General features: G+C 72.2%; 17 protein-coding genes. 11 read left to right on the top strand and 6 right to left on the bottom strand.

From position 1 onward, the window contains the following. Window positions 1-34: 34 nt before the first annotated feature. On the bottom strand, window positions 35-985 hold the full coding sequence (gene galU / locus BFN33_RS46400) for a UTP--glucose-1-phosphate uridylyltransferase GalU (RefSeq protein WP_069766256.1): 951 nt from the start codon (window positions 983-985) through the stop codon (window positions 35-37). A 467-nt stretch (window positions 986-1,452) separates the two neighbouring features. Here galU and BFN33_RS46395 point away from each other — a divergent pair, with 467 nt between their 5' ends. Further along, on the top strand, window positions 1,453-3,225 hold the full coding sequence (locus BFN33_RS46395; RefSeq protein ID WP_079141388.1) for an RICIN domain-containing protein: 1,773 nt from the start codon (window positions 1,453-1,455) through the stop codon (window positions 3,223-3,225). 110 nt (window positions 3,226-3,335) lie between these two features. Then, the gene (locus BFN33_RS46390) at window positions 3,336-3,986 is read left to right on the top strand and encodes a DedA family protein (protein WP_069766255.1); all 651 of its coding nucleotides are present in this window, start codon (window positions 3,336-3,338) and stop codon (window positions 3,984-3,986) included. A 3-nt stretch (window positions 3,987-3,989) separates the two neighbouring features. On the opposite strand, the gene BFN33_RS46385 is transcribed toward BFN33_RS46390, so the two are convergent. Continuing rightward, a complete protein-coding gene (locus BFN33_RS46385; protein WP_057610556.1) occupies window positions 3,990-4,523 on the bottom strand; it encodes a gamma carbonic anhydrase family protein in 534 nt (177 codons plus the stop codon). Between the two features lie 107 nt (window positions 4,524-4,630). Here BFN33_RS46385 and BFN33_RS46380 point away from each other — a divergent pair, with 107 nt between their 5' ends. Next, window positions 4,631-5,419 (top strand): acyltransferase, encoded by a 789-nt coding sequence (locus BFN33_RS46380; RefSeq protein WP_069766254.1) that lies wholly within the window; start codon window positions 4,631-4,633, stop codon window positions 5,417-5,419. 325 nt (window positions 5,420-5,744) lie between these two features. On the opposite strand, the gene BFN33_RS46375 is transcribed toward BFN33_RS46380, so the two are convergent. Beyond that, window positions 5,745-6,602, bottom strand: coding sequence for a DMT family transporter (locus tag BFN33_RS46375; protein ID WP_069766253.1), 858 nt, complete (start codon window positions 6,600-6,602; stop codon window positions 5,745-5,747). Window positions 6,603-6,694: 92 nt separating this feature from the next. Between BFN33_RS46375 and BFN33_RS46370 the strand changes: the two genes are divergently transcribed. After that, window positions 6,695-7,267: a helix-turn-helix domain-containing protein gene (locus BFN33_RS46370; RefSeq protein WP_069766252.1), complete on the top strand. Its 573-nt coding sequence runs from the start codon at window positions 6,695-6,697 to the stop codon at window positions 7,265-7,267. A 20-nt stretch (window positions 7,268-7,287) separates the two neighbouring features. Beyond that, the gene (locus BFN33_RS46365) at window positions 7,288-7,845 is read left to right on the top strand and encodes a YbaK/EbsC family protein (protein WP_069766251.1); all 558 of its coding nucleotides are present in this window, start codon (window positions 7,288-7,290) and stop codon (window positions 7,843-7,845) included. A 664-nt stretch (window positions 7,846-8,509) separates the two neighbouring features. Here the strand turns inward: BFN33_RS46365 and BFN33_RS46360 are convergent. Continuing rightward, window positions 8,510-9,568 (bottom strand): cation diffusion facilitator family transporter, encoded by a 1,059-nt coding sequence (locus tag BFN33_RS46360; protein ID WP_069766250.1) that lies wholly within the window; start codon window positions 9,566-9,568, stop codon window positions 8,510-8,512. A 63-nt stretch (window positions 9,569-9,631) separates the two neighbouring features. On the opposite strand from BFN33_RS46360, the gene BFN33_RS46355 reads away from it, so the two are divergent. Continuing rightward, window positions 9,632-9,991, top strand: a complete 360-nt coding sequence (locus tag BFN33_RS46355) for a metalloregulator ArsR/SmtB family transcription factor (RefSeq protein ID WP_069766249.1) — start codon at window positions 9,632-9,634, stop codon at window positions 9,989-9,991. A gap of 4 nt (window positions 9,992-9,995) precedes the next feature. Here BFN33_RS46355 and BFN33_RS46350 read toward each other — a convergent pair whose 3' ends face one another. After that, on the bottom strand, window positions 9,996-11,213 hold the full coding sequence (locus BFN33_RS46350) for a 4-hydroxybenzoate 3-monooxygenase (protein ID WP_069766248.1): 1,218 nt from the start codon (window positions 11,211-11,213) through the stop codon (window positions 9,996-9,998). 124 nt (window positions 11,214-11,337) lie between these two features. Continuing rightward, complete coding sequence (locus BFN33_RS46345) at window positions 11,338-11,745, bottom strand: CoA-binding protein (protein WP_059207656.1); 408 nt, start codon at window positions 11,743-11,745, stop codon at window positions 11,338-11,340. A gap of 234 nt (window positions 11,746-11,979) precedes the next feature. Between BFN33_RS46345 and BFN33_RS46340 the strand changes: the two genes are divergently transcribed. The 5 genes from BFN33_RS46340 to BFN33_RS46320 form a co-directional block, all read left to right on the top strand. Beyond that, complete coding sequence (locus BFN33_RS46340) at window positions 11,980-12,696, top strand: hypothetical protein (RefSeq protein WP_069766247.1); 717 nt, start codon at window positions 11,980-11,982, stop codon at window positions 12,694-12,696. After that, entirely contained in the window at window positions 12,693-13,235 is a 543-nt protein-coding gene (locus BFN33_RS46335; RefSeq protein WP_069766246.1) for a histidine phosphatase family protein, read from the top strand. The genes BFN33_RS46340 and BFN33_RS46335 overlap by 4 nt, the downstream gene beginning before the upstream one ends. 44 nt (window positions 13,236-13,279) lie before the next feature. Continuing rightward, entirely contained in the window at window positions 13,280-13,906 is a 627-nt protein-coding gene (locus BFN33_RS46330) for a YigZ family protein (RefSeq protein WP_069766245.1), read from the top strand. Window positions 13,907-14,009: 103 nt separating this feature from the next. Then, window positions 14,010-15,173: an exonuclease SbcCD subunit D gene (locus tag BFN33_RS46325; protein WP_069766244.1), complete on the top strand. Its 1,164-nt coding sequence runs from the start codon at window positions 14,010-14,012 to the stop codon at window positions 15,171-15,173. Continuing rightward, window positions 15,170-17,466, top strand: a 2,297-nt coding sequence (locus tag BFN33_RS46320) for an AAA family ATPase (RefSeq protein WP_069766243.1), incomplete at its 3' end; no start/stop codon positions are given. The genes BFN33_RS46325 and BFN33_RS46320, both read left to right, overlap by 4 nt.

The following is a 17,466-nucleotide window of genomic DNA, read 5'->3' as shown; positions in this document are numbered from 1 at the left end:
GGGGCCGGCGGGCCCGGGGTGAGCGGTCCAGTCGTCAGGCCGCCGGCCGCCTCCGCCCCACCCCCTCGCCGCTTTCCCACTCCGCCACGAACCCCTTGAGCCAGTCGATGAACTCGGGGCCCAGGTCCTCGCGGTCGCAGGCCAGACGTACCACCGTGCGGAGGTAGTCCGCCTTGTCGCCGGTGTCGTAGCGAAGGCCGTCGAAGACGACGCCGTGGACCGTGCCGTCGGTCGCGAGGTGCTGGAGGGCGTCGGTGAGCTGGATCTCGCCGCCGCGACCCGGTGGGGTGCGGTCCAGGACGTCGAAGACGTCGGCGTCGAGGACGTAGCGGCCGATGACCGCGTAGGCGCTCGGCGCGTTCTCGGGAGAGGGCTTCTCGACCAGGCCGGTCACGCGGAGCAGGCCCTTCTCCTCCGTGGGCGCCACGGCCGCGCAGCCGTAGAGGTGGATCTGCTCACGCGGTACCTCCATGAGGGCGACCACGCTCCCGGCGTACCGGTCGCGGACGTCGAGCATCGTGCTGAGCAGGGTCTCGCGCGGGTCGATCAGGTCGTCGCCGAGAAGGACGGCGAAGGGCTGGTCGCCGACGTGGCGGCGGGCGCAGAGCACCGCGTGGCCGAGGCCGAGCGGCTCGCCCTGGCGGATGTGATGGATGCTGGCCAGGCGCGCGGGATCGCGCACGGCGTCGAGGCGCATCGCGTCGCCCTTGGCCGCGAGGGCCTGCTCCAGCTCGAAGGCGTTGTCGAAGTGGTCCTCGATGGCCCGTTTGTGGCGGCCGGTGACCATCAGGACATCGTCGAGCCCGGCCGCCGCGGCCTCCTCGACGACGTACTGGATGGCCGGCTTGTCGACGACCGGAAGCATCTCCTTCGGCGTCGCCTTGGTCGCCGGCAGGAATCGGGTGCCGAGCCCGGCGGCCGGGACGACTGCCTTACGGACCGTGCGGGTGGGGACAGTGGTGTCGGTCGTGTGGGGGACGATCATGCGGATCATGCTGCGTCACCCGGATGAGAGCCCACCGGGAGACGCCTGGGAGCCTGCTGTGGACCCGGCCCGGAGTGGGAGATTTCGTGTGCCAAGCACCCGGCCGTGTACACAACTTGAGTCGTGCGCCCCGCTCAACTTCGAATACGGGTACGGATACCGGCGGTAACATTTCTGAACTCGCCTCTTTTTGAACATGCGTCACTCCACCTTCTTGTTTGCTGTACATCAATTGTGCGAAGGTGAGCGCCCCCCGGGATGACCGGGTCGCATCTGATGCGGCATAGGTATGCACCAATCAGGCGCCTGCTTTCCGAGGACGCGCATATCCCATGCCGTCCTGCGGCTTGGAAGGAATTGGTCCCGTGCAATCCGCCAACCCCCCACGACCCCCTTACCCCCCACGCCCCGGATCGAGCCCGGCGGATTCCGACCGCAATCTCCTCGCCCGGCTGGGAGAGAACGGCGTGGACGGCCATGCCGTCGCGCTGTTGATGGCACGACACTGGCAGGCGACCTACGAATACTCGGTCATCTGCCTTGCCTCCTGGTCGGGTTCGGCCTCGATGGCGGCCGCGGCGGCATTTCACCGAGTGCTCGGCCGGGCGGGTGATGGTGCGCTGCGCCCCCAACTTCTTGTTGCGGTGAGGGAGTTCGTCAAGGAATGGGCCGCGGACGACGAAATCTCCGCCGTACTGCCGGAACTTCGCAAGACGATCGGCGGCCGTGGTCTACGCGCGGCGAGGTCCGCCACCCCGGAAAGAAGACAGCTCGCCGAACGCGCATTCAGGGCCCTTCCCGGCGCCTCTCAATGCCTGCTGTGGCACAGTGAGGTCGAGGCCGAACCCATATCCGTACCGGCCGGTCTGCTGGGTGTGGACGCGGCCCGCGCGGCGGCCGCCCTCGATCAGGCACGCGAGCAATTCCGTACCGGCTGTGTCCGTGCTCACCGGGAACTCGCGCCCACCAGTGAATGCCGTTTCTACAATCGGCTGCTGGATGTCCCGATTCGCCGGGGCGGGGGCCTTCTGCCCGATGTCCTCAAGCATCTGACGGATTGCCGGTATTGCCGGCACGCCGCCGAACAGCTCAGCCACTTCGAGGGCGGTCTGGAGGTGCTGCTCGCCGAGACGGTGCTCGGCTGGGGTGCCCACCGCTATCTCGACTCGCGGCCCGCGCGTTCCGCCGAGCGTCCGGCCCCGACCCCGCCCGGCGCGGCCCGTGCAAAGCCCGGCGGCCGCCACCGCCCCGTTCCCGCAGGCATCCTCGCCCAGCCGCGCAAAAGCGCCCGAGCCGTTCTCGTCGGTGCCGGTCTGACCTCCCTGGCCCTGCTCGCCACGGTGCTCGTGGCCAAGGGCTGGTCGGACGACGGGGGTGTTCCCACACCCGGCGCCACCTGGGGCGCGGTGAGCGGGAACACCGTACGGCCGAGTCCGTCGACCGTCTCCCAGGACGCCGGATCCCCGTCCACGGCCTCGATGGGCAACCCCGCGGAGGTCGGTCACGGCAGGCTCCGCAACGCCGACGCCGGCCTGTGCCTCGACACCCGGGACGCCCCCCATGCCCGCACCGCGGCCGGTACGAAGGCCGTGCTGGCGGAGTGCTCCTCCGCCGGGTCCCAGCAGTGGTCGTACCAGGAGGACGGACTGCTGCGCAGCGCCGCCGATCCCAGGCTCTGCCTCGACTCGGACACCGAGAAGCGGTCGGTCGTGATCGCCGACTGTCTGACCCACACAGGCGAGGTCCGCTACGACCTCACCGTGCGCGGCGAACTGCTGCTGCGCCGCGGGAAGGGGCTCCTGGTCGCGCCCGGCAAGGGCAAGGCCGTCGTCGTCACCGAGCGGAGCGGTGCGCAGGGGCAGAGGTGGCTGCTGGAGTTCACCGACGAGAGCGCGCCGGCACCACAGGGCACGCAGTCGCCCGACGACGCGAAGACGGGTCGCCCCTCCGGGGGGCCGGGCATGGATCCGGGCGCACCCCCTCTCGCTCCCGCCCCGCCCTCGGGTTCCGACGACCACCCCGACAGCGGCCCCGAACAGGGCCCAGGCCGGCCCTCGGACCAGCACGGCACCCCGCCGCAGTACGGAACACGGGTCGCCCAGGTCGATGACAGAGACTCCGAGCCGGCCGCTCCGGCAGCGCCGGTCGAGGGGGCCGGGGCTGTGGTGGGTGCGGTCGTGGACACCGTGACCTCGGTGACGGCGCCCCTCGCGTCGACGCTCGGGACCGCACTGCCGTAGGCCGAAGGTCAGCTGTTGCTCCGGACGTCGGTTCTCCTGAACCGGTAGGCTGCCACGGTGTGCGCCGGTGCCTGGCGCACGCCGGGAACGCGACTCAGGAGGAACCGGCGTTGCACGTCCAGGAATGGCTCGACACCGTGCCCCCGGCCGCCGTCTACGCCCTGGTGGGCCTGGTCATCGGCCTGGAGAGTCTGGGCATTCCGCTGCCCGGCGAGATCATCCTGGTCTCCGCCGCGCTGCTGTCCTCGCAGCACGCGGGCATCAATCCCGTGGTGCTCGGAGCGTGCGCCAGCCTCGGGGCGGTCGTCGGTGACTCCATCGGTTACGCGATCGGGCGCAAGGGCGGACGGCCGCTGCTCACCTGGCTCGGCAACAAGTTCCCGAGGCACTTCAGTGAGGGCCATGTCGCCACGGCTGAGCGGTCCTTCGAGAAGTGGGGCATGTGGGCGGTGTTCTTCGGCCGTTTCGTCGCGTTGCTGAGGATCTTCGCCGGGCCGCTCGCCGGTGTGCTGCGGATGCCGTACTGGAAGTTCCTGATCGCCAACGTGCTGGGCGGGATCATCTGGGCGGGCGGGACGACCGCGGTCATCTACTACGTCGGGATCGTCGCCGAGTCGTGGCTGAAGCGGTTCTCGTGGCTCGGACTCGTGCTCGCCGTGCTGATCGGGCTCACCTCGATGCTCGTGCTCAAGCGCAGGGCGGCGAAGGCGACGGAGCAGATGCGGGCGGCCGAACCGGAGACCGTCCCGGCCGCCGACTGAGGCTCACGGCTTGTCGTGCACCTCGCTGTGGGCCTGGGCCAGGTCCGCGTAGAGCGTTCCGTTCAGGGTGACCCCCTGACGCTCCTCCTCGGTCAGCTCCCGCCGTACCTTCGCCGGCACGCCCGCCACCAGGGAACCGGGCGGTACCCGCATGCCCTGCGGTACCAGTGCCTGGGCCGCCACCAGGGAACCCGCCCCGATCACCGCGCCGTTCAGCACCGTCGCGCCCATGCCGATCAGGCAGTCGTCCTCGACCGTCGCGCCGTGGACCACCGCGTTGTGGCCCACCGAGACGCGCTCGCCGATCGTCACCGGGAAGCCGGGGTCGGCGTGCAGGGTGCAGTTGTCCTGGATGTTGCTCTGCGCGCCGACTGAGATGCGTTCTACATCACCGCGGGCCACCGCGCCGTACCAGAGGCTGGCCCCCGCCTGCAGCGTCACGTCACCGATCACCGACGCGGTGGGCGCCACGAAGGCCTCCCCGTCGATCTTCGGTTCCTTTCCGCCGATGCCCGTGATCAACGCCTTGTGCGCCACTTTCGCCTCCTGGTTCGCGATATCCCGAACCGTACGCCACCCGGGTGGGGCGAAGATCACAAGCCCTCCGTCTCATCTGTGCGCCGCGCGCTCAGTACGGTGAGCTCGTGCCGAAGAGTAGGAACACGTTCTCATCCTGGCGGGGCCGTCTCGTCCAGCGTGCTGTCCACGCGGGCTGGGCCTGGGTGCAGCGCACGGGCTCGGTCACCGCCGAGCGCCCGGGGCGCTTCCGCTTCGGCGCGCTGGGCGCGCACACCAGGCTGACCTTTCCGCTCGGCACGGTCTTCGGTGAACCGTGGATCCATGTCGGGTCCCACTGCATCGTCGGCGAACAGGTCACTCTGACCGCCGGCCTGATGCCCGACCTGGACCTCGGTCCGGAGCCGATCCTGCGCATCGGCGACGGGGTCGTGCTGGGGCGCGGCAGCCATGTCATCGCCGACACCACGGTCACCATCGGCAGCGACTGCTACTTCGGCCCGTACGTCTATGTCACGTCCACCAATCACTCGTACGACGATCCCCACGAGCCCATCGGCAAGCAGTGGCCGCGGATGGAGCCGGTGGAGATCGGGCCGGGGTGCTGGATCGGGACCGGGGCGGTGATCCTGCCCGGTGCGCGGATCGGGCGGAACGTCGTCGTGGCCGCCGGGGCCGTGGTGCGGGGTGTGGTGCCGGACCACGCGGTGGTGGCGGGGGCGCCCGCCCGGGTCGTACGGCGCTGGACCGCCGAGGACGGCTGGCAGCCGCCGCTCAGGACACCGGCGCCGGTACCGATACCCGAGGGAGCCACGGCGGAACAGCTCAACGCGCTGGCCGGGCTGGACGAGGAGACGGCGGCGAAACTCGCCGAACTGGACGAGGGCGCGGCGGGGCGGCTTGCCGGACTGGACTGAGGGACGGAACGGCGGGGCGCGTTCGGTCAGTCGGCGCGGGGGATGCCGGCAAACCGTGCCCGGCGTGGGATGTGACCGCCGGGTCGTCGGGTCGCCGGCTCGCTGAACCGTGGTCAGCCTGTCGCGAGGAGCAGGGTGCCCATCGGAGTGCTAGGCCCCTGCCGCCTGCCGCCTGCCGCCTGCCGCCTGCCGCCTGCCGCCTGCCGCCTGCCGCCTGCCGCCTGGAGGGTGCGGGGTGCGGGGGCGTTTGCTGGGGAGTCGTGTCTGGGGATGTGACCACCGGGGAGTGGGGGCAGGGTGGAGCGGCTGCGGGTGCCGGCCGTGGTCAGCCTGTCGCCAGGAGCAGGGTGCCGATCAGGGCCAGGCCCGCGCCCGTCGCCTGGAGGGCGCGGAGGCGTTCGCTGAGGAAACCGCGGGCGGCCAGGGCGGTGACCACCGGGTAGAGCGAGGCGAGGACCGCGGCCACCGTGACCGGGCCGTGCTGGGCGGCCACCGAGTACGTGCCGTTCGCCGCCACGTCCGCGAGGCCGATGAAGGCGAGCGCGGGGAGGGAGGACCAGGGGAAGCCGGTCGTCGGGAGCGCGGGCGTGCCGCGTTTCACCGAGACGTACAAGGCCGCGCCGCCCACCGCCACGTTGACCAGTCGCTGTACGAACAGGGCCAGGAACAGGCCGGTGACGGTCGTGGACGCCTCCGCGATCAGCGCGAACACCGTACCGAAGCCGAGGGCCGCGATCAGCGTGAGGACGATCGCCCGGCGTTGCACCGGGGCGCCGCGCAACTGGGGCCCGCCCGCCAGGATCACTCCGGTGACGGCCACCGCGATGCCCGCCACCTGTGTGAGTCCGGGACGCTCGCCGAGGAAGAGACCCACACCGACCGGGACCGCCACGCTCAGCGTGCCCAGCGGGGAGACGACACCCATCGGCCCCATCGCGAGCGCCTTGTAGAAGCAGATCAGGGCGACCGGACCGGCCAGACCGGCGGCGAACGCGAACCACAGCCGGGGCCCCGCCTCGCTCCAGCCGCCGGTCGCGACCACGATCGCACCGAGCACGGCCGCGGCGATCGCCTGCGATACCACCACCACCGTGAGCGCCGGGAGCCGTCGGGTCAGCACACCGCCGCCGAAGTCGGCCAGGCCCCACAGCAGGCTGGTGGCCAGGGCGAAGAATGCTGTCACGGGTCGCCTCGCAGTACAGTTCGGTGAACGGTCGGTGCACCCCACCGTAGTTCATTCAGTTGCACTGTGGCATACAGAATATTGGACGTGAAGTGTCGGACCTCGACCTGCTGACCCAGTCCCTGGCGCGCAACGTCAAGCGCTGGCGGACCGAGCGCGGCTTCACTCTGGACGCGCTCGCCGCACGAGCCGGGGTCAGCCGCGGCATGCTGATCCAGATCGAGCAGGCCCGGACCAACCCCAGCCTCGGCACGGTCGTGAAGATCGGCGACGCGCTCGGCATCAGCATCACCACGCTGCTCGACTACGAGCAGGGGCCGAAGGTGCGGATCGTCCCGCCGGAGCAGGTGGTGCGGCTGTGGAGCACGGACGCGGGCAGCTGGAGCCGACTGCTCGCGGGCGCGGAGGCCCCCGGTCCGCTGGAGATGTGGGAGTGGCGGATGATGCCGGGCGAGAGCAGCCGATCGGATCCGCACCCTGCCGGGACGGTCGAGATCCTGCATGTCACGGAGGGCGAGATGACCCTGACCGTCGACGGCGTCGAGCACCGGGTCGCCGCCGGGGCGAGCGTCACGTTCGAGGCCAACGCCGAGCATGTGTACGCCAATCAGGGCGACGTTCCCGCGCAGTGGATGCTGGCCGTCTCGGTGCCGGGCGTGCCGTGAGCGGCTGTTAGCGTGCCGCCATGGACGCACCCATCGGACACTTCGACCACGTCACCCCTGCCCCCGGCGCCCTCGACGAGTTGACCCGCCCGGTCGCCGACGCCGTACGCCAATGGAGCGGCAGCGTCCCCGCCGAGCAGATCGTGTACGTCGACACCGACCCGCGGTGGGCCGACACCGCGGTCTTCGTCGAGCACTACGGCCGGGAGTTGCTTGAGCGGTCGGCGAACTGTGTGGTCGTCGCGGGCAAGCGCGGTGGCGAGAGCACCCTCGCCGCTTGTGTGGTGCTCTCCACCACCCGGGTCGACGTCAACGGGGTCGTCCGCCGCCAACTCGGCGCACGGAAGGCCTCGTTCGCCTCGATGGACACGGCCACGGGTGAGACCGGCATGGAGTACGGCGGCATCACCCCGATCGGACTCCCCGGCGACTGGCCCCTGTTGGTCGACTCGGCCGTGATCGACCTGCCGTACGTCCTGGTCGGCAGCGGGCGCCGACGCGGAAAGCTACTGGTGCCGGGAAAGGCATTCGCGGAACTGCCCGGCGCGGTGGTGCTGGAGGGACTCGGCATCGCCTGAACCGGCCGGGGGCCTGGCGTCGGGTTGATGGGTTCCTGAGCTCGGGCTGGAGGGTGTTGGCTTGGGCCGGGGGTTCTTGATCTCGGGCGCAAGGGTTCCTGAGCTCGCGCTGGAGGTGCTGCCCTGGGGCGCCTGCGCGAGGTGGGCGTCGCGCATCGCGGCGGAGGGCACGTCGGCGGCCACGCTGGTCGGGTCCTGGCCTCAGGCCGGTGGGCCCTGGCCCGGGCTCGCGGGTTGGTCGCGTGCCGGAGGGTGCTGGTCTCGGTGGGTGGGTGTTGCCCTGGGGCGCATGTGCGCGGTGCGGTCGCGTGTCGCGAGGGTGTGCTCGTCGGCGGTCGCGCCGCTGGGGTGCTGGTCTCGTGTCGGAGGTGCTGGTCTGGGTGGGTGCTGCCCTGGGGCGCATGTGCGCGGTGCGGTCGCGTGTCGCGAGGGTGTGCTCGTCGGCGACCACGCCGCTGGGGTCCTGGTCTCGTGTCGGAGGTGCTGGTCTGGGTGGGTGCTGCCCTGGGGCGCCTGTGCGAGGTGCGTGCCGCGTGTCGCGATGCAGTGCTCGTCGGTGGCCGCGCTGGTGGGGTGCTGGCCGCGGGTTGGAGGGCTCTGGTCTCGGGCCCGAGGGTGCTGGCCTTGGGTCGCTGGGTGCGGGCCTCTGCCCTAGGACCCCGTCTCAGGCCGGTGCGTGGTGGGCCAGAGCGTGATGCGGGTCCGCTTCGCCCGGGATCGGGGCCGGGTCGGCGTGTACCAGGGCTGCTGTGAGGCGGGGTACCGCGTGCAGCAGGGCGTGCTCGGCCTCGACGGTGACCGCGTGCGACTGGTGCACCGTCATCTCACCGTCCACCACGACCGCCACCTCCGCCCGCAGCCGGTGCCCGATCCAGCGCAGCCTCAACTCGCCCACCCCGCGCACCCCTTCGACCTCCCGCAGCGCGCCCTCGGCCCGGTCCACCAACTCCGGGTCGACGGCGTCCAGTACGCGCCGGAACACCTCGCGTGCCGCGTCCCGCAGTACAAGTGTGATCGCGGCGGTGATCGCCAAGCCCACGATCGGGTCGGCGAGTTGCCAGCCCAGGGCCGAGCCGCCGGCCCCGATGAGCACGGCCAGTGAGGTGAACCCGTCGGTGCGGGCGTGCAGCCCGTCCGCCACCAGTGCGGCCGATCCGATGTCCCGGCCCACCCGGATGCGATAACGGGCGACCCACTCGTTGCCCGCGAAGCCCACCAGCGCGGCCGCGGCGACCGCCGGGACGTGCGCCACGGGACGCGGATCCAGCAGCCGGTCGATCGCCGCCCACCCCGCGAAGGCCGCGCTCGCGGCGATCGTCAGCACGATCACGATGCCCGCGAGATCCTCGGCACGGCCGTAGCCGTACGTGAAACGGCGGGTGGCCGCGCGCCGGCCCAGCACGAAGGCGATGCCCAGAGGTACGGCGGTCAGGGCGTCCGCCGCGTTGTGCACGGTGTCGCCGAGCAGCGCGACGGACCCGGACACGGTCACGACGGCCGCCTGCATCACGGCCGTGGCACCCAGCACCGCCAGCGAGACCCACAGGGCACGCATGCCGCGGGCGGAGGACTCCAGGGCGGAGTCGAGTTTGTCCGCGGTCTCGTGGGAGTGGGGGGTGAGGACGTGCGCCAGGCGATGGCGGAAGCCACGGCGTCCGTGCTCGTGCTCGTGCCGGTGCGGATGGTCGTGGCCATGACCGTGGCCGTGCTCGTGGTCGCTCACGTGGCTCCCCTTCCGATGCGCGCGGTGGTGGACGTACCGCGCCCACGAAGCCATTATGTGCGTATGAGCGCACGCATGCACCTATCAACTGCGCACAATGCGCACCCGCGCACCCCCGGCGAGGAACAGTTCGCCCTGGCCGCCGAGATCCTCGCGCTGCTCGGCGACCGCACCCGCCTCACCCTCCTCCACGCCCTGACCGGGGGAGAGGCCGACGTCACGACCCTCACGGAGGCGTGCGGAGCGGCCCGGCCGGCCGTCAGTCAGCACCTGGCGCGGCTCAGGCTGGCCGGGCTGGTGAACACGCGCAAGGAGGGGCGGCGGGTGATCTACGCACTGCGTGACGGGCACCTGCGCCGGCTCGTCGACGAGGCCCTGAACGTCGCCGACCACCGGCTCAGCGACCGGCCGGTGCACGACTGAGAGGTCAGTACGTGGCCGCCGTACCGAGATACTGCTCCGCGAAGGCCGCAGCGGCGGCAGGCGAGGTGAACAGGCGCCGGAGGCGGGCGAAAGTGGTGCCCGCGCGATACTCGTCGCCCGACGACGTGCCGTGGTAGACCTCGGAGAGCCACTGCGAGAACTCCTGGTAGTCCCACACGCGCCGCAGACAGGCCTCCGAGTAGCCGTCCAGGCCGCTGCCGTCGCCCTTGCCGAGGTAGGCGACGAGCGCGTCGCCGAGCAGGAAGGCGTCGTGCAGGGCGAGGTTCATGCCCTTCGCCGCTATCGGTGCGGTGAGATGGGCGGAGTCCCCGGCGAGGAAGAGTCTGCCGTACGTCATGGGCTCGACCACGTAGTTGTGCATGTCCAGCACGCGCTTCTCGATCAGCCGGCCCTCGGTGAGCGGCGGGGTGCCGTCCGCGCCCAGGCGCTGCTGGAGTTCGGCCCAGACGCGGTCGTGGGACCAGTTCTCGGGGTCGTCGCCGGGCGGGCACTCCAGGTAGTAGCGGGTGATCTCGGGGCTGCGGGCCATGTGCCCGGCGAAGCCGTTCGGGTGGATGCCGAACAGGACGCAGTCGGAGGACGGCGGCGCCTCGGCGAGCAGCGCCAGCCAGCCGACTCCGTAGTCGTGCCGGGCGATGTCCGTGGTCTCGGGGAGGACGGTGCGGGTCACCCCGCGGGCCCCGTCGCAGCCGGCCACGAACTCGCAACTCACCAGCTGACGTTCGCCCGTGGCGGCATCGGTGTACGACACCGACGGCCGGGGCGTCTCGAGGTCGTGCAGCTGGACGTCCCGCACGTCGAAGCGGATCTCGCCGCCCCGTACGTCGGCGTACTCGCGCACCAGGTCCGTCACCAACAGCGGCTGCGGATACACGAAGTGGTGCTGTCCCGTCAGCTCGCCGTAGGAGAAGCGGAAACGCTCGCCGGCGAAGCGGAACTCGCACTCGGTGTGCAACTGGGCGCGCTCCAGCAGGGCGTCGGCGAGGCCGCGCTCCTGCAGACCGCGTACGGCCCACTCCTCGATGACGCCCGCACGCGGCCGCTGCTCGATGAACTCGCGGGTCTCCACCTCCAGCACGAGGCAGTCCACCCCCGCGGCTCGCAGGATGTTGCCGATGGTGAGTCCGGCGGGTCCGGCGCCGACGATGACGACCGGAAAGCGTTGCGGGGCACCGGAGTTGGAGGGGGAGGCGGAGGTCACCCGAACATTATGTCGGTGCCCTGGGGAGGGCGGGAGTGCTGCCGGGGCGCCTCCACACGCGGAGGCGCCCCGTCCGGACTGTCTCCTCAGTGCGCGGGCGCCTCGGTGACGACGGCCAAAGACATCAGCGCAGGCGAGGGATCTCGATCGCCGGGCACCGGTCCATGACCATGTCGAGGCCGGCGGCGCGGGTGCGGTCGTAGGCCGCCTCGTCGATGACGTCCAACTGGAACCAGACCGCCTTCGCGCCCTTGGCCACGGCCTCGTCGGCGACCGCTCCCGCGAGGTCGCTGTTCACGAACACGTCGACCACGTCCACGTCGAAGGGGATCTCCGCGAGGGAGGCGTACCCCTGCTCGCCGTGCACGGTCTCCGCCTTGGGGTGGACCGGCACGATCCGCTTGCCGTGGCGCTGGAGCACTTCGGCGACCCCGTAGGCCGCGCGCCGCTGGTTCGACGACAGGCCCACGATCGCCCAGGTGTCGCCGAGCTCGGTGAGGATCCTGCGGACAATTGCTGAGTCGCCGTACACGCTCGGCTCCTTGCTCTGGATGCGAGGACTGTTGTGGTCGGGAACAGCCGTCGGGCGCGGTTGATTCCGGACGGCGGGAGACGGGAGGGCGTCGTAGAAGCCCTCCCGGCCCCGGCGAGCAGCCGTCCGCGATCGTCGCAGCTGCACGGCCTCCGGTTGGTTGAATCCCGTACCCATGTCCGAAATACCGGCCAGTCACCTGCGCGGAGCCCTCCGTCCGCCTACGCTCGCCCCGTGCTGCGCATCACCGACGCCCGAACCGGCCGGCCCGTGGACGCCGTCCCCGCCCGCCGGGGCCTGACCCGAGTCGAAGCCCATGTACGGGGCTACGACCTCTCCGCCCTGCGTGTCCTGCTCGCAGCAGATCTCCTCGTCAGGGCCCTGGAGATCGGCGGCACGCCCGTGTGGGCGCTGCTCACCGCCGACCGCGAACAGGCGGAGCTGCACGCGGGCGCCGCCGCCCTGGGCATCCGGCCCTTCGAGGACCGCCGGGACGTCGGTCCCGGGTGGGGCGAGTCCCAGGTCGTGCATGTGGTGGAACAGGGCGGTGCGACTCCGGACGGCGTACGGGTCGCCGTCGCGCCCGTCGAGACGCCGGACCTTCCGGAGGGCGCCGACCCCGCCGTCGTCCGCCTCGCGCTGCTCGTCCCGCCCCGGAGCACGCCCACCCGGCTCGACGAGGCAACCCTGGGCGAGGCCCACGACACCCTCGTACGCTGGCGCCGGGCCGTCGCCGCCTGGGCGCGGCATCCGTCACGGCCCGTCCCCGAGAAGGTGCGCGGACGCCTCCGTGCCGCCTGGGAGGACGACCTGGACGTTCCCGAGGTGTTGAGGGTGCTGCGCTGGGTCGAGGAGTCGGACCTGCCGGAGGGCGCCCGGTTCGAGACGTACGCCCACGCGGACCGGCTGCTCGGTCTGGAACTCACCCGCGACCTGGGATCCCCGGCATGACGGCGCGCACCGGAGCGGGCCCGCTGCGCCGTCTGGTCGTGCTGCGACACGCCAAGTCCGCCTGGCCCGAGGGCGTCGCCGACCACGACCGCCCACTGGGACCCCGCGGCCGCCGGGACGCACCCGAGGCGGGCCGCGCTCTCGCCGCCTCCGACCTGCTCCCCGACCTCGCCCTGTGCTCCACCGCCGTACGCGCCCGACAGACCTGGGAGCTGGCCTCCGCCCAGTGGGGCACCCCACCGCCGGTACGTCTGGACCCGGAGCTGTACGGGGCCGACGTACCGGAACTGCTGGCGGCCGTGCACGAGACACCTCCCCAGGTCGTGACGCTGCTCCTCGTCGGGCACAACCCGGGTCTGGAGGAACTCGTCCTCACGCTCGCCGGGGACAGCCTCGACGACGCGCTGGACGACGTGCGGGTGAAGTTCCCGACCTCGGCGATCGCGGTGCTGGCCTGGCACGGCACGTCATGGCGGAGCCTGGAGCCGGGGACGGCACTGCTCACGTCCCTGATGGTGCCGCGGGGCAAGCTGCGCTGAGCCGCCCCGTCGGGACGCCCGCACCGACGGATTAGGCTGACCGGATGCAGGACGAGTACCGCACAGTGGCCCACGCGGGTGTGCACGAGACCGAGGTCAACCGCTCCCGCTTCCTGTGCGCCCTCGCCCCGGCGGCCACCGAGAAGGAGGCGCAGGACTTCGTCGCGTCCGTCCGCAAGGAACACGCCGACGCCACCCACAACTGCTACGCGTACGTCATCGGCGCCGACGCCGCGATCCAGAAGGCGAGCGACGACGGCGAACCCGGAGGCACCGCGGGCGTCCCCATGCTCCAGATGCTGCTGCGCCGCGACATGCGGTACGTCGTCACCGTCGTCACCCGCCACTACGGCGGCGTCAAGCTCGGCGCGGGCGGACTCATCAGGGCGTACGGCGGCGCGGTCGGCGAGGCCCTGGACGCGGTGGGCACCCTCACCCGGCGCAGGTTCCGCCTCGCCACGGTGACCGTCGACCACCAGCGCGCCGGCAAGGTGCAGAACGACCTGCGCTCGACCGGACGCGAGGTGCGGGACGTGCGGTACGGCGAGGCGGTCACGATCGAGATCGGCTTGCCGGACGCGGACGTGGAGGCGTTCCGGGGATGGCTGGCGGACGTGACCGCGGGGACGGCGGGGTTCGAGCTCGGTGGAGAGGCGTACGGGGACACCTAGTTGCACTTTTCGGGCATAACGTCCTTTCCTGTCTCTGGTCATGACGGGTCGATACGGGAGTAACCACCCGTGCTGTCAGACCCGGCCGTTAGTCTCGGGGATCATGAGACTGCTGCACACTTCCGACTGGCATCTCGGCCGTGCGTTCCACCGGGTCAACATGCTCGAGGCGCAGGCCGAGTTCATCGGTCACCTCGTCACGACCGTGCGGGAGCACGGGGTGGACGCGGTGGTCGTGTCGGGAGACGTGTACGACCGGGCGGTGCCGCCGCTCGCCGCGGTCGAGCTGTTCGACACCGCACTGCACCGGCTCGCCGACCTCGGCGTGCCGACGGTGATGATCTCCGGGAATCACGACTCCGCCCGCCGCCTCGGTGTCGGCGCGGGGCTCATCGGGCGCGCCGGCATCCATCTGCGGACCGAACCGGCGGCGTGCGGGACGCCCGTGGTCCTCTCCGACGACCACGGCGACGTGGCCTTCTACGGGCTGCCGTATCTCGAACCCGCCCTGGTGAAGGACGAGTTCGGCGTGGAGAAGGCGGGCCACGAGGCGGTGCTCGCCGCCGCCATGGACCGCGTCCGCGCCGACCTCGCGACGCGCGCGCGGGGGACGCGGTCCGTCGTCCTCGCCCATGCCTTCGTCACCGGCGGCGAGGCCAGCGACAGCGAGCGGGACATCACCGTCGGCGGGGTGGCCGCCGTGCCGGCCGGGGTCTTCGACGGGGTCGACTACGCGGCCCTGGGGCATCTGCACGGCAGCCAGACCATTACCGAGCGCGTGCGCTACTCCGGCTCCCCGCTGCCGTACTCCTTCTCGGAGACCGACCACCGCAAGAGCATGTGGCTGGTCGACTTGGACGCCGAGGGCGCGGTCACCGCCGAGCGCGTCGACTGCCCGGTGCCGCGGGCGCTGGCCAGGATCCGGGGGACGCTGGAGGAGCTCCTCGCCGACCCGCGGCTCGTGCCTCAGGAGGAGGCCTGGGTCGAGGCGACCCTCACCGACCCGGTCCGCCCGGCGGAACCCATGGCCCGGCTCTGTGAGCGCTTCCCGCACACGCTCAGCCTCGTGTTCGACCCCGAGCGGACCCCGGACGACCCCGATGTGTCGTATGCCCGGCGACTGGCCGGGCGCAGCGACCAGGAGATCGCCGAGGACTTCGTGGCACATGTGCGCGGCGCCGGGCCCGACGAGCGTGAACAGACCGTGCTGCGGGACGCGTTCGACGCCGTCCGTGCGGACGAGACCGTGCGGGAGGTGGCGCGGTGAGGCTGCACCGGCTGGACATCACGGCCTTCGGGCCGTTCGGCGGTTCCCAGACGGTCGACTTCGACGAGCTGTCCGCGGCGGGGCTGTTCCTGCTGCACGGCCCGACGGGGGCGGGCAAGACGTCGGTGCTGGACGCCGTGTGTTACGCGCTCTACGGCGCCGTGCCGGGGGCCCGGCAGAGCGGACAGGGCATGACGCTGCGAAGCGATCACGCCTCTGCGAGTACCCGCACGGAGATCCGCCTCGAACTCACCGTCGCCGGACGCCGGTTGGAGATCACCCGGCAACCGCCGTGGGAGCGACCGAAGAAGCGCGGTTCCGGTACGACGCTCGACAAGGCCCAGAGCTGGCTGCGCGAGTACGACGGGACCGCCGGGACGTGGAAGGACCTGAGCCGGTCCCACCAGGAGATCGGTGAGGAGATCACCCAGCTGCTCGGCATGAGCCGCGAGCAGTTCTGCCAGGTCGTGCTGTTGCCCCAGGGCGACTTCGCGCGCTTCCTGAGGGCCGACGCCGAAGCACGCGGCAAGCTGCTGGGACGGCTCTTCGACACCCACCGGTTCGCCGAGGTCGAGAAGCGGCTGGCCGAGCGGCGCCGCGCCGCCGAGGCGCAGGTGCGTGAGGGCGATGCCGCGCTGCTGGCCGACGCGCACCGCATGCAGCAGGCGGCCGGCGACGCCATGGAGCTGCCCGAGCTGGCGCCCGGTGAGCCGGGCCTTGCCGAGGCCGTCCTGAGCGCGGCTGCCGTGGCCCGCAGCACCGCCCGTGAGCAGCTGACGATCGCCCATTGCGGACTCGGTGCCGCGGAGTCCGCCCAGGCCGCCGCCGAGCGCGACCTGGCCGACGTACGCGAACTCGACCGGCTGCAACGCCGGTTCGCCCAGGCGAACGAGCGGGCCGCGCTGCTCGAGGAGCGCGCCGACGGCTACCACCAGGCGCAGGCCAGGATGGAGCGGTCCCGCAAGGCGGAGGCGGTGGCGCCCGCGCTGGAGCTGCGGGAGGCGGCGGAGACGGAGCACCGCCGGGCGGCCGTGGCCGAGGCACGCGCGCGTGGGCTGCTGCCGGACACCTTCGCGGGGGCGGGCGCCGCCGGACTCGCCGCCGCGGCACGCCGCGCGGCCGAGGAGCTGGGCGGCCTGGACTCGGCCCGGCGCGCCGAGCAGCGCCTGGCCGAACTCGTCGCGGAACGCGCCGACCTGGACCGCCAGGAGCGCTCCGACGAGGAGGTTCTCCAGGAGGCCGAGGCATGGCTGGCCGGTTGGGAGGAGGCCCGCGCGGGTCTTCAGCACGGCGTCGAGTCCGCCCAGGAGGCGGCCACCCGCGCCGAACAACTGGCCGTGCAGCGGGAGCCCGCCCGCAAGCGGCTCGCCGCCGCACGCCAGCGCGACCAGTTCGCCCGGGACACCGACGACGCCCAGCAGCAGGTCATCGACGCGACGGACCGCGCGCTGAAGGCCCGCGCGGAATGGCTGGACGTCAAGGAGCAGCGGCTGAACGGCATCGCCGCCGAGCTGGCCGCACAGCTCACCGCCGGCGAGCCCTGCGCGGTCTGCGGCGCCACCGAGCACCCCGCCCCCGCTCGCAAGGACGCCGGACACGTCGACCGGGAGACCGAGGAGCGGGCGCTCGCCACCTCGCAGCATGCCGACGAACAGCGCGCCGAGGCCGAGCGGCGCCTCGCCTTCGTCCAGCGGGCCCTGGCCGCCGCCCAGGGCGAGGCCGGCGACACCTCCACAGAGGAACTCGCCCTCCACGCCGACGAGTTGGAACGCGAGTACGCCCAGGCCCGCACCGCCGCCTCGGCACTGCACACCGCGACGGAGCAGCTGCGCCAAGCCGAGCGGGAGCGCGAACAGCGGCTGTCGGCCCAGCAGGACGCCGCCGTGCGCACCGCGTCCCGCGGCACCCTCCGGGACGCCCTGGACCGGGAACGCACCACCCTGGAAGCGGAGTTGACCGAGGCGCGCGGCGCCGCCGACAGCGTGGCCGTCCGCGCCGCCCAGCTGGAGCGGCAGGCAGCGCTGCTCACCGACGCAGCCGACACCGCGCGCGTCGCCGAGGACACCGCCCAGCGGCTCAAGGACGCCGACGCCCGGCTCGCCGACGCCGCCTTCCGGGCCGGCTTCGACACCCCACAGGCCGCGGCCGCCGCCCTCCTCGACGAGATGGCCCACCGCGAGCTGCAGCACCGGCTGGACGCCTGGCAGGCCGAGGAGGCCGCCGTACGGGCCGTACTCGCCGAGACCGACACCACGGACGCCGCCCGGCAGCCGCCCGCCGACGTGGCGCGGGC

The organism is Streptomyces sp. LUP47B, from assembly GCF_001746295.1.
Classification (GTDB): domain Bacteria; phylum Actinomycetota; class Actinomycetes; order Streptomycetales; family Streptomycetaceae; genus Streptomyces.
The sequence above is the reverse complement of the archived record's forward strand: the minus strand, read 5'-3'. Positions and strand labels throughout refer to the sequence as shown.

Coding starts and splice junctions, on each gene's coding strand:
- galU (WP_069766256.1), bottom strand. CDS start 985: ATGATCGTCCCCCACACGACCGACACCACTGTCCCCACCCGCACGGTC.
- BFN33_RS46365 (WP_069766251.1), top strand. CDS start 7,288: ATGGACGCACCCATCGGACACTTCGACCACGTCACCCCTGCCCCCGGC.
- BFN33_RS46355 (WP_069766249.1), top strand. CDS start 9,632: ATGAGCGCACGCATGCACCTATCAACTGCGCACAATGCGCACCCGCGC.
- BFN33_RS46335 (WP_069766246.1), top strand. CDS start 12,693: ATGACGGCGCGCACCGGAGCGGGCCCGCTGCGCCGTCTGGTCGTGCTG.
- BFN33_RS46330 (WP_069766245.1), top strand. CDS start 13,280: ATGCAGGACGAGTACCGCACAGTGGCCCACGCGGGTGTGCACGAGACC.
- BFN33_RS46325 (WP_069766244.1), top strand. CDS start 14,010: ATGAGACTGCTGCACACTTCCGACTGGCATCTCGGCCGTGCGTTCCAC.